Annotated in this window: 9 protein-coding genes; 8 read left to right on the plus strand and 1 reads right to left on the minus strand. The window is 42.4% G+C overall.

Translation table 11 applies throughout. The annotated features are described in order from the left end of the window. From H8796_RS13190 to mobV, 5 genes are all read left to right on the plus strand, one after another. Entirely contained in the window at positions 1–1089 is a 1089-nt protein-coding gene (locus H8796_RS13190; protein WP_187343806.1) for a restriction endonuclease subunit S, read from the plus strand. Positions 1090–1121: 32 nt separating this feature from the next. Next, positions 1122–4052 (plus strand): type I restriction endonuclease subunit R, encoded by a 2931-nt coding sequence (locus H8796_RS13195; protein WP_117901790.1) that lies wholly within the window; start codon positions 1122–1124, stop codon positions 4050–4052. A gap of 279 nt (positions 4053–4331) precedes the next feature. Next, positions 4332–5564 (plus strand): site-specific integrase, encoded by a 1233-nt coding sequence (locus H8796_RS13200; protein ID WP_004293706.1) that lies wholly within the window; start codon positions 4332–4334, stop codon positions 5562–5564. A gap of 17 nt (positions 5565–5581) precedes the next feature. Continuing rightward, the gene (locus tag H8796_RS13205) at positions 5582–5974 is read left to right on the plus strand and encodes a hypothetical protein (protein WP_004293707.1); all 393 of its coding nucleotides are present in this window, start codon (positions 5582–5584) and stop codon (positions 5972–5974) included. 592 nt (positions 5975–6566) lie between these two features. Further along, positions 6567–7934: a MobV family relaxase gene (gene mobV, locus H8796_RS13210; RefSeq protein ID WP_008999098.1), complete on the plus strand. Its 1368-nt coding sequence runs from the start codon at positions 6567–6569 to the stop codon at positions 7932–7934. A 197-nt stretch (positions 7935–8131) separates the two neighbouring features. Here the strand turns inward: mobV and erm(F) are convergent, their stop codons facing one another. Then, positions 8132–8932: a 23S rRNA (adenine(2058)-N(6))-methyltransferase Erm(F) gene (erm(F), locus tag H8796_RS13215; RefSeq protein WP_004295323.1), complete on the minus strand. Its 801-nt coding sequence runs from the start codon at positions 8930–8932 to the stop codon at positions 8132–8134. 245 nt (positions 8933–9177) lie between these two features. Here erm(F) and H8796_RS13220 point away from each other — a divergent pair, with 245 nt between their 5' ends. From H8796_RS13220 to H8796_RS25410, 3 genes are all read left to right on the plus strand, one after another. Then, complete coding sequence (locus tag H8796_RS13220) at positions 9178–9903, plus strand: toxin-antitoxin system YwqK family antitoxin (RefSeq protein WP_004293712.1); 726 nt, start codon at positions 9178–9180, stop codon at positions 9901–9903. A 226-nt stretch (positions 9904–10129) separates the two neighbouring features. Further along, positions 10130–11335, plus strand: coding sequence for a DUF262 domain-containing protein (locus H8796_RS13225; protein WP_007748230.1), 1206 nt, complete (start codon positions 10130–10132; stop codon positions 11333–11335). Further along, positions 11335–11949 (plus strand): hypothetical protein, encoded by a 615-nt coding sequence (locus H8796_RS25410; protein ID WP_007748222.1) that lies wholly within the window; start codon positions 11335–11337, stop codon positions 11947–11949. Before H8796_RS13225 ends, H8796_RS25410 begins: the two co-directional genes overlap by 1 nt. The last annotated feature ends 26 nt before the right edge of the window (positions 11950–11975 follow it).

The following is an 11975-nucleotide window of genomic DNA, read 5'->3' on the forward strand; positions in this document are numbered from 1 at the left end:
ATGTCGCAATTTATCGAGATGTTTGGAGGTCTCTGTCAAGGTACACCATGGTCTGATGTCGTTACTATTACGAATGGAAAAGCTTATCCTGAAGAATATCAGGAAGAAGGTGCTTATCCAATTTGTGGTAGTGGTGGTATTATGTGTTATGGTGAAAAGAAATTATGTAATGGAAATACTACGATTCTTGGCAGAAAAGGAAATATCAACAATCCAATCTTCATGGAATCAGGTTACTGGATAGTTGATACGGCCTTTAGTATCGATGTTGACAAGGCTAAACTTCATCCAAAGTTCTTCTATTATTGGTGTTGTCAATACGATTTTACGAAGCTTAACAAACAGGGGGTTCTTCCAAGTCTTACAAGAAAGGACTTGGAGAAAGTAAAAATGGCTATCCCTCAAATGAGGGATCAACTAAAGTTTGTTTCCATAGCAGAACAAGCTGACAAATCAAAATTTGGCGACTTCAAATCGCAATTTATCGAGATGTTTGAGAACGTTGAATCTTATTGCAAATTAGAAGATTTGGTATCAGATACATTCCCTGGGGAATGGGGAAGCGAACCGATTTCTGAGAATGCGATAAAAGTGATTCGCACAACAAACTTTACTAATGAAGGATATCTTGATTTGACAGATGTTGTAACTAGAGATATTGAGCCTAAGAAAGTTGTACGGAAAAAGCTCAAACAAGGTGATACAATCTTGGAGAGGTCTGGAGGTACTAAAGATAATCCGGTTGGTAGGGTCGTATTTTTTGATGAAATAGGTGATTATCTGCCTAATAACTTTACGCAGGTACTGCGTCCTAAGGAATCTGTAAATCCAGTGTACTTGTTCTACGCTTTATATAATTCCTACAATCTCAATAAGGCTGCTATGAGAGCAATGGCAAGTCAAACTACCGGCATTCAAAATTTAAGTATGTCGGATTTCATGGCTAAGTTTATAGTACTACCTTCAAGAAACGAACAAAACAAATTTGAACAGATCTACCGTCAAGCCGACAAATCAAAATCTGTCATTCAAAAAGCTTTAGTATATTTGAATGACATACAAAGTGACGAATTAGGGAAAATCGCTTAATTATTAAATTGATAACAATAAAAATCATAGATATGTTTAACGAAGACAATACAGTGGAGCAAATGCTCATAGAAGCTGCAACCCAAAGTGGTTGGCAGTATGTAAAGTCACAGGATATACCTCGTAGTTCTGATTCTGTCCTTGTTGAATCATGGCTATTGGAAGCTCTTATTAGGTTGAATCCGATAACACATCAACAAGCGGAGCAAGTTATTTATAAACTCCGTGCTGCTATTACTTGTGGAGGTAATTATGATGAATTGGTGACTGCCAATGATCGTTTTCGTACATTGCTATTTAATGAAAACACAGAGCCTTTTGGAAAGGATGGTGAATATATACCTATCAGATTCTTTAGCGAAGATGCGGTCGAAGATTATTGTGTCGTAACCAATCAATGGGAATTTCCACGTAGCTCTGTTGATGGAGGTAAACGTTTGGATTTGGTTTATCTGATAAATGGAATTCCGATTTGTGTTGGTGAAGCAAAATCTCCTGTTCGCCCTCAGATAACATGGGCTGACGGAGCCATCGATATGCTGCATTATGAAAAAAGCATTCCAGAAATGTTTGTTCCGAATATATTGACCTTTGCTACTGAAGGCAAAGAACTTCAATATGCCGGTATCTGTGCTCCTGTTGACAAATGGGGGCCTTGGTTTAAAGATGAAGGTCGTCAGCATGGCACAATAGAGTCGGTTAAAAGTAATGTAATGGGGTTAGTTCAACCAAACCGATTACTTGACATATATCGTTACTATAGTGTTTTTACAGGAACATCATCAGGCAAAAAAATAAAAATAGTTTGCCGTTATCAACAATATCTAGGAGGTGAAGCTATTGTTCAGCGTGTCTTAAATACATATCGAGAGAAACAAGGTCCGAAGAAAGGTCTTATTTGGCATTTCCAAGGTTCGGGAAAATCATGGTTGATGGTATTTGCTGCCCAAAAATTACGTTTGCAAAACGAATTACATGCTCCCACAGTTGTTATCGTTGATGACCGTATTGATTTGGAAGATCAGATAACGGGCGATTTTACTCGTGCTGATATTCCTAATATAGAATCTGCAAAGACAAAAGATGAGTTAGTTGCATTTTTCAAGCAGGATCAGCGCAAGATTCTGATAACGACAATTTTCAAGTTCGGAGATGTTGATAGTGTACTGAATGAAAGAGATAATATCATTTTATTGGTAGATGAAGCACACCGAACTCAGGAAAAGGATTTAGGACAAAAAATGCGCAATGCACTACCTAATGCATTTTTCTTTGGTCTTACCGGAACGCCTATCAACAAACGAGATAAGAATACTTTTCAATCGTTTGGTGCTGATGAGGATTTAGAGAAAGGTGGATATATTTCAAAATACACTTTCCAAAATTCTGTTGAAGATGGAGCTACGCTTGAATTGAATTTCCAAACAGTGCCGGTAGAGATGCATCTTAACGAAACTCAATTACAAGAAGAATTTGATGAACTGACCGATCAAATATCCGAGGACGAAAAGAACGAATTAGTAAAACGAACTTCTGTTGAAGCATTTTTTACAGCAGAGAAGCGAATTAACGATGTCGCACGTTATATTGTAAATCACTTCAAAGAGTATGTAGAGCCCAGTGGCATGAAAGCCCAAGTTGTGGTATATAATCGAGACTGCTGTGTAAAATATAAGAAAGCGATTGATGCTCTTTGGGGTACGGAAGATGCAACCACTATCGTTATGCATACGGCTGGTGATAAAGCTGATGAGTATAAGACATACCGTCGTGATAGAGAACAAGAAAGAAAACTTCTTGATCAATTCCGTGATCCATTGTCACCGATTAAAATGGTGATTGTCACTTCAAAACTATTAACAGGTTTTGATGCTCCGATTTTGCAATGTATGTATCTTGATAAACCAATGAAGGATCATACGTTGTTACAAGCTATTTGCCGCACGAATAGAAAGTACAATGTTGATAAGAAATGTGGTCTGATTGTAGATTTCGTTGGTGTATTTGATAATGTAGCCAAAAGTCTTGCTTTTGATGAAGAGACGGTAAAAACGGTTGTAAAGAATATTGATGAGATAAAAGTGTTGATACCTCAATTTTTGCAAGAATGTATTGACTTTTTCCCTGGTGTAGACCGGACAATCGGTGGTTGGGAAGGTTTGCAGGCTGCTCAGCAATGTTTACTTGATGAGTCTACAAAAACGAATTTTGCAAAACATTTTTCACGATTGGCTAAAGCTTGGGAAACAGTAAGCCCGGATGCAATGCTGGCTGTTTTTCAGGCGGATTATACTTGGCTGGCTCAGGTATATCAAAGTGTACGTCCTGTTAGTACCGGCGGTTCACTCATATGGACTTTATTGGGTGCTAAAACCATTGAAATCATTCATCGTAACATTGATACAATTGATATTGGGACTCCACTTGAGGATCTTGTGGTAGATGGAGATGTAATTGATATGGTGTTGGAGCAAGCCAAAGACAATCCTAAAAAGATATTGGAAGTGGAAAAAATGCTTCGTTTGAGGTTAGGAGAGCATCATGGAGACCCTAATTACAAGGCATTTGCTGAGAAGTTGGATGAACTGCGCCGTCATATGGAGGAAAATCTTATAACTAGTATTGATTTCCTCCGAGGATTGCTCACCCTTGCTAAAGAAGTGCTTGAGGAAGAAAAAAACTCAAATCAACCTCTTGACAAGAGGGAACAAGCTAAAGCTGCTCTTACGGAGTTGTTTGAATCAATTAGAACTGAGGATACTCCTATCATTGTAGAACGTGTAGTTGCTGATATAGATGAAAATGTGGTAGCTATTGTACGTAAGTTTAAAGATGCTTTTAAAAGCATTACAGCTCAGCGAGAGATAAAAAAGAAACTACGTTCTATTCTGTGGGTTAACTACCAGATTAAAGATCAAGAAGTTTTTGATAAGGCTTATCAGTATATTGAGATGTATTATTAATTGGTTGATAAAATAAACACATAGCGAAAAAGTAAATTTGGGTAAAACGTAGCGAATTAGCTGATACAGCGTTCGTTACGCTTTGTTTTTCTATGGGACAGAGCCAACGAAATACCACCTCGAAGCCAAACAGCGCAGAAGTTCAGTTACCACCTCATTACCCCCGTAACGGGTGTGAATTTCTTGCTAAATGGTTCTGTTTCTGCGATTTGCGTAATTTTGCATAGCAGTCGGTAACTCACTAATAACTAATTTTGTAACCAAAAAAAGGAGTGAGTTATGCGTAGTACATTCAAGGTATTATTTTACGTGAAGAAAGGCAGCGAGAAGCCGAACGGCAACCTGCCTTTAATGTGCCGTATCACGGTGGACGGCGAGATTAAACAGTTCAGTTGCAAGATGGACGTTCCCCCACGGCTGTGGGACGTGAAGAACAACCGTGCTTCGGGCAAGAGCGTCGAAGCGCAGAGAATCAACCTTGCGGTAGATAAAATCCGTGTGGAAGTAAACCGCCGCTATCAAGAGTTAATGCAGACGGACGGTTATGTTACCGCCGCCAAACTCAAAGACGCCTATCTCGGTATCGGCGTCAAGCAGGAAACTTTGCTGAAGCTGTTCGAGCAGCACAACGCCGAGTTCGAGAAGAAAGTCGGGCACAGCAGGGCGCAGGGTACATTTACCCGTTATCGGACGGTCTGCAACCATATTCGGGAGTTCCTGCCCCATACCTACAAGCGTGAGGATATTCCATTAAAGGAACTCAACCTCACGTTCATCAACGACTTCGAGTATTTTCTGCGCACGGAGAAGAAATGCCGCACCAATACCGTGTGGGGCTACATGATTGTGTTGAAACACATCGTTTCCATAGCGAGGAACGACGGGCGTTTGCCCTTTAATCCCTTTGCGGGATATATCAACTCTCCCGAAAGCGTGGACAGGGGCTACCTCACCCAAACGGAGATACAGACGCTCATGAACGCACCGATGAAGAACGCCACCCACGAGCTTGTACGGGACTTGTTCGTCTTTTCTGTTTTCACGGGTTTGGCGTATTCGGACGTGAAGAACCTCACCGCCGACCGCCTGCAAACATTCTTCGACGGCAACCTGTGGATAATCACCCGAAGAAAGAAGACCAACACCGAATCGAACATCCGCCTTTTGGACGTTCCCAAGCGTATCATCGAGAAGTACAAGGGGCTGGCAAGGGACGGTCATGTTTTCCCCGTTCCGAACAACGGCAGTTGTAACAAGATACTCAAAGATATAGGCAGACAATGCGGCTTCAAGGTACGCTTGACCTACCATGTCGCACGCCACACGAACGCCACGACCGTACTTCTGTCGCACGGCGTACCCATCGAAACGGTGAGCCGCCTTTTGGGGCACACGAACATAAAGACCACCCAAATTTACGCCAAAATCACCGCCCAGAAGATAAGCCAAGACATGGAAACCTTGTCGCACAAGTTGGAAGATATGGAGAAGAATATCTGCCGAGCCATCTAATTAAGAACAGAATACCGATGAAAGAAGAAAGGAACATTATCACGATGGACGGGCAGGGCAATATCTCCCTGCCGAGCGATATAGGCGCAACCGCCATGACCGAGCGGGAAATCTGCGAACTGTTCGGGGTTATCGCCCCGACGGTTAGGGCAGGGATAAAGGCACTCTGCAAAAGCGGAGTTTTATCTATATATGACATAAAGCACATTATCCGCCTATCGGACAAATACAGCGCGGAGGTTTACAACCTCGAAACGATAGCCGCCCTCGCTTTCCGTGTCGAATCGTTCGGGGCGGCGAAAGTCCGCAGGGCATTATTAGAGAGGATTATACACGGGCGAAAAGAGAAAACGACGGTATTCGTGTCGGTTGTTTCGGACGGCAAGCCCAACAGCCGTTGGAAAGCATGATGATATACCAACATACCAACATGCAAACGTACCAGCATACCAGCATGCAAACATGCAAACCTATCACTATGGTGATATATATTGCAGGGTCTATTTCTCTTTTCAGAGGAAAGCGGAGCAATCGTTTTCGTTTACAAAGGCAAAGCAAGCACGGGGCTTTACGTCGGCTAAAAGGTCAGGCGGCTGCGCCGTTTCCCAATAAATCTTCCTCTCGCTTCGCTGCGAGCGTATTTATCGGGAAAACCTTGTATCCGACCGCCCCGTGCAAAAGAGCCTTTGAAAACGGAAACGACCGCCCCGCCACCCACCGACCGAAAGGAAAAAAATAAGGTGGGGTTACGGGCAAGCAGGCGGCAGGGACAGCCATAGCCGAAAGGCAGACGGGCAGGCAGACGGCACGCCGCAGGGTATTTACGGAGAAAATACCGTAGCTTATTAGGGAATTTTCCGAGCCGCAATACTACGTATCGCTGAAAATTCCCCAATAAGGCAAGGGGTAAGCCCCTCTGCACACCCCATCGGGGACGGCATTTGCCGCCCCGAAGATACGAAAAATCATTGTTTCACAAGTCAAGGAAGAAAGGAAAAATATATGGGTTTCGTAGTTTTACACATGGAAAAGGCGCACGGCAGCGACAGCGGAACGACCGCACATATCGAGCGTTTCATCATACCGAAGAACGCCGACCCCACACGCACGCACCTAAACCGCAGGCTTATCGAATACCCCGACGGGATAAAAGACCGTTCGGCGGCTATACAGCAGAGATTAGAAGAAGCGGGGCTGACACGCAAAATCGGAAGCAACCAAGTACGGGCAATCCGCATCAACGTATCGGGAACGCACGAGGACATGAAGCGGATAGAGGAAGAGGGGCGTTTGGACGAGTGGTGCGCCGACAATCTGAAATACTTCGCCGACACGTTCGGAAAGGAGAACATCGTGGCGGCTCACCTGCACAGGGACGAGGAAACGCCGCACATACACGTTACACTCGTCCCCATCGTCAAGGGAGAGCGCAAGCGCAGGAAAAGGGAGGAACAGACGAAGAAGCGATACCGCAAGAAGCCGACCGACACCGTGAGGCTGTGCGCAGACGATATTATGACACGGCTGAAATTGAAGTCCTACCAAGATACCTATGCCGTGGCGATGGCGAAATACGGGCTGCAAAGGGGCATAGACGGCTCGAAAGCTCGCCACAAGTCCACGCAGCAGTATTATCGGGATATACAGAAACTCTCCGACGACCTCAAAGCGGAAGTGGTGGATTTGCAGCAGCAGAAAGAAACGGCACAGGAGGAACTAAGACGGGCGAAAAAAGAAATACAGACCGAGAAGCTGAAAGGGGCGGCAACCACCGCAGCCGCCAACATCGCCGAGAGCGTCGGTTCTCTTTTCGGCAGTAACAAGGTCAAGACGCTGGAAAGGGAGAACACCGCCCTGCATAAGGAGGTAGCCGACCACGAGGAAACCATCGAAGCCCTGCAAGATAGGATACAGACCATGCAGGCAGACCACAGCAGGGAGATACGGGAAATGCAGCAAAAGCACGGCAGGGAGATAGCCGACAAGGACACAAGGCACAAGCAGGAAATATCGTTTCTGAAAACGGTAATCGCAAGGGCGGCAGCATGGTTTCCCTATTTCCGTGAAATGCTCCGTATCGAAAACCTCTGCCGCCTTGTCGGGTTCGATGAAAGGCAGACCGCAACGCTCGTCAAGGGAAAGCCGTTGGAGTATGCAGGGGAACTCTACTCGGAGGAACACGGACGGAAATTCACGACCGAAAGGGCAGGTTTCCAAGTGCTGAAAGACCCCACGGACGGGACTAAATTGGTTCTTGCCATCGACCGAAAGCCCATTGCCGAGTGGTTCAAGGAACAGTTCGAGAAGTTAAGGCAGAACATACGCCGACCTATACAACCGCAAAGGAAAGGCAAGGGATTCAAGCTATAAATGTTAAATCCTGCCCGATTTGCCGAAAAAAGTGCGGTACGCTGTTCGTGGTGTACTGCACTTTTTTTATATTTGTTCGCAAGGTGATATACTTGAAGAAAATAACAGCCGATTTCGCTGTTAGCACAATGTTATGCGGCAGCTTAAAAGACGACACCAAACCAGAAAAATCATCTTGACAACCACCCGACTTTGAACTACGAAGGATGAAATTTTTCAGGGACAACTTCCAGCATTTCCAAAAAACAGTTTACCCATTGACTTGGAGACAAACAAACAATTTGAGCATTAAGGTTTAAACCGAATTTTTCCGAAATTGACCTGACCTGACTTTTCCTGAAAATCGACTTTAAAGCTGTTTTTACAGATAAATCAGGTTTCTCTAACAGACAGGAAATAAATGCTAAGTATTTGGCTTTAAACTTAAAATCAAAAAATAACTGTTTTCTTTTAATGTTTAACAGGGCTGATTTGACAGTTGGCGGTGGAAAGAAACTTTCAGGACCTACCTCATAGACAAGTTTCAAATCAAAAAAAGTATGATAGAAAACGGTATATGGATTGTAAAGCTTCCTCGAAAATAACTTTTGTGTAGGTTCTAACTGAAGGACAATGGAACCTCCCAGAAAATTTCCAAGACTCTCAAACATCAGGATTTTGAAAATATCGGAAGTAATGCCATAAGGAATATTTGACACCACTTTGAAAGGAAATTTCGGAACTGCAAAATTCCTAAAATCACAACCGACAACTTGAACATTTCGGGCATCAGAAAATAATTTTCGTAAATGTTCAACCAAAGCTGTGTCGTTTTCAATAGCAACAACATTGTTGGCGATTTTTAATAAATGAACAGTAAGAAACCCCTTGCCTGCCCCAATATCTAAAACCGTATCCTGATTACTTATATTTGCTTGTCTTATTGCATCTTTTATTAGCACTTTATCAATAGTAAAGTGCTGACCCGTAAAACGAACGGGCAATTTCTTTTTTGTCATTAGTAACTTCTTACAGGTGAATACTTGACTGCAAATTTAGTAACTTTGCAGCAGAAATTAACGAGAAAGAAGAGAAAATGAAAACCGACCGCATAACATCACCTATACGCAAGCAGGGGTTTCGTGCTTCGTAGGACAGTTAAGTGGTAAATTTAAAGTTCAGTTCTTCGTAGGAAGTTCAGTGGTTAAAATCCCTGCCTGCGTATAGCTGAGAACCGTTATCAACCTCGAAAAGCAAAAATACAATGAATAGAATATTAACACTATACCTCTTTTTGCTATTGTGTGGCACGGCTTCCGCACAACAAATAGTAAAATGGGACGATTTACAGACTATAACGGATAACGCACGGCGCACGGTCTATTATGAAAAAGGCAGTAAACAGCCGTTGCAGGGAGAATATCGCATTATACGAGGGCTTGACGAGGAGCGTGTTAAACTTTCCGACGGCATAATAAACGGTGATTATCTCCGCTATCGTGATGGGGTACTGCGTGAATCGGGCATATATGCCAAAGGAAAGCGCAACGGCATATTCACGGAGTATTACCAAGATGGCGTTACTCCCCGAAAAGAAACACCCATGCAGCAAGGCAAGATAGACGGAACTGTAAAGACCTATTTTCGTAACGGCAAAATAGAAATCGAAAAGGAGTATAGGCAGAGTGTGGAGAGCGGACGGGAACGCCGCTTTGACAGCAAGACGGGTGAGCAGATTTTTGAATCTCATTATATAGACGGCAAAAAAGAGGGTGAGGAATGGGAAATATTCGAGGATGGGCGCACGCTTCGCAGCAGGACTACACGACACTACCGTAACGGAAAACTTGACGGCTTTTATCGTGTGGAATCGACACGGGACGGAAAACCCTATATAACCATCGAGGGGCAATACACCGACGGCGAGAAATCGGGACGTTGGAAACAGTACAACGCCACCGATGACACAACCCATGAATGGGATGAATGATTTTCTTTTTTCGCAAGTTGATTTTATAAAATTGCCACCGAAAGTTCGTACTTTCGGAAAAAGATGTTATATTTGCAAATGAAAGAGTTATTTGACAGCATAGCAACGCAAAACGCTGAAATTCGCACAGTTGCTAAATCGTTACTTCTATTTCTCAAATAATTCGCTAAAAGTTTATTTCTCAATCGGTTAAGTCAAACCGAGAAAAATCTAAAATAAATTTGTTATGGCTGTTGAATCACACGATAAGAAACTTGATGACCTTCTAAAAATGGTTGAAGAAGGTAAGGCTCAATTACCCGACTTTCAACGTAGTTGGGTTTGGGATGACACGAAGATATGTAAACTAATAGAAAGTATCACATCTGGCTTCCCAATGGGTGCAGCGATGTTTTTGGCTAATGGTGGTGAGCATATCCGTTTTAAGTATCGCACATTTGAAGGTGTGGATTCTATATCAGAAGTTACACCTGAGTGGCTTGTGCTCGATGGACAACAGCGACTCACAACCTTATATCAGGTCTTGAAAAGTAAGAAAGCAACTAATACTCGATTAGAGACCAATCGAGATACAATTATCAAACGCTATTATTATCTAGATATTCGTAAATGTCTAGACTCTACTGCGGACAGATTGGAAGCAATCATATCTGTATCAGAGAAGAAACAGCTTACAACAAATATTGGTCGTGATGTAACGCTGGACTTATCCACAAGAGAGAAAGAATTTGAGAACCTGATGTTTCCCTTGAATATTACGTTTTCTCATAATGATACGGAAGATTGGCATTATGATATGGAAGACTATTACAAAGGTGATAGAGAGTATAGAAATTTATTCCGTGATTTCTCACAGCAGATTCTTCGCCCAATTTTAGAGTATAACATACCTATAATTCAGCTTGATAAAGAAACCCCGAAAGAAGCTGTCTGCCAGATTTTTGAGAATGTAAACACTGGTGGTGTACCTCTTACGGTTTTCGAACTCGTCACAGCTACATTTGCTGCTGAAGGACATGAATTGAGAAAAGATTGGGAGACCATTCGTCATATTTTTGCTCAAAAAGTAAATGGCGAGCTATTGAAAGAAATCACTGGTGCTAATTTTTTGGCAGCAATGACTCTGTTGGTATCATATTATAAAAGAGTGGTTTCAGGTGATGATGAGCGTGTGGCTGTAACATGTAAGAAAAAAGACATTCTTAGGTTTGAATTGAAAGATTATTTGAAGTATCATGACGCTTTGATTAAAGGTTTCTGTGATGCAGCTGATTTCTTAGTACATCAGGGGATTTTCCGTTCCAGAGATCTTCCATATTCGTCACAACTTATTCCACTTGCTGCAATCTTTGCATACGACAACGAAAATAAAAAAATGTTCATCTTGGAAGCAAACAGGAATTATTGTCTCGTTGGTATTGGTGTGGCGTAATGGGTGAACTATATGGTGGTGCCAATGAAGCTAGATTTGCAACTGATATAATGGGCATATTCCGTTGGATGGAAGGTGGTGAAATGCCAGAGACTGTATATCGTTCCAATATACAACCAACTCGTTTGTTGACCATGCAGACAAGGAATAGTGCAGCGTATAAAGGTGTTATGGCACTTATCTTACAAGACTCACCACTTGATTTTATGACAGGTCATCGTATGGATATAGCATCTTACATTGATGAAGATGCTGATATTCATCATATATTCCCTCAAACTTATTGCGAGAAAAATAACCTTCCACGTATAAAATGGAATTCTGTCATTAATAAGACCCCAATTTATGCATCTTCCAATCGTTCAATAGGAGGACATGCACCAAGTACCTATATTGGGACTATGGCAAATAAGGGATTAAAACAAGTTGAGATACAGGAAGCCATAGAGTCACATAAGGTAAATTATGCTCATCTTGTATTAGATGATTTCAATGCTTATTTCATAGATCGAGCAAAACAATTGCTTGACAGAATAGAGCAAGCGACAGGCAAATCTGTCTCAGGAAGAGATAGCGAAGAAACAATCCGTGAATTTGGTGTTGCTTTAATATAGATAGCATTTGTAACAAACTAGAAAAA

The organism is Bacteroides sp. M10, assembly GCF_014334015.1.
Classification (GTDB): Bacteria; Bacteroidota; Bacteroidia; order Bacteroidales; family Bacteroidaceae; genus Bacteroides; species Bacteroides intestinigallinarum.

Coding starts and splice junctions, on each gene's coding strand:
- H8796_RS13190 (WP_187343806.1), top strand. CDS start 1: ATGTCGCAATTTATCGAGATGTTTGGAGGTCTCTGTCAAGGTACACCA.
- H8796_RS13195 (WP_117901790.1), top strand. CDS start 1,122: ATGTTTAACGAAGACAATACAGTGGAGCAAATGCTCATAGAAGCTGCA.
- H8796_RS13200 (WP_004293706.1), top strand. CDS start 4,332: ATGCGTAGTACATTCAAGGTATTATTTTACGTGAAGAAAGGCAGCGAG.
- H8796_RS13205 (WP_004293707.1), top strand. CDS start 5,582: ATGAAAGAAGAAAGGAACATTATCACGATGGACGGGCAGGGCAATATC.
- mobV (WP_008999098.1), top strand. CDS start 6,567: ATGGGTTTCGTAGTTTTACACATGGAAAAGGCGCACGGCAGCGACAGC.
- H8796_RS13220 (WP_004293712.1), top strand. CDS start 9,178: ATGAATAGAATATTAACACTATACCTCTTTTTGCTATTGTGTGGCACG.
- H8796_RS13225 (WP_007748230.1), top strand. CDS start 10,130: ATGGCTGTTGAATCACACGATAAGAAACTTGATGACCTTCTAAAAATG.
- H8796_RS25410 (WP_007748222.1), top strand. CDS start 11,335: ATGGGTGAACTATATGGTGGTGCCAATGAAGCTAGATTTGCAACTGAT.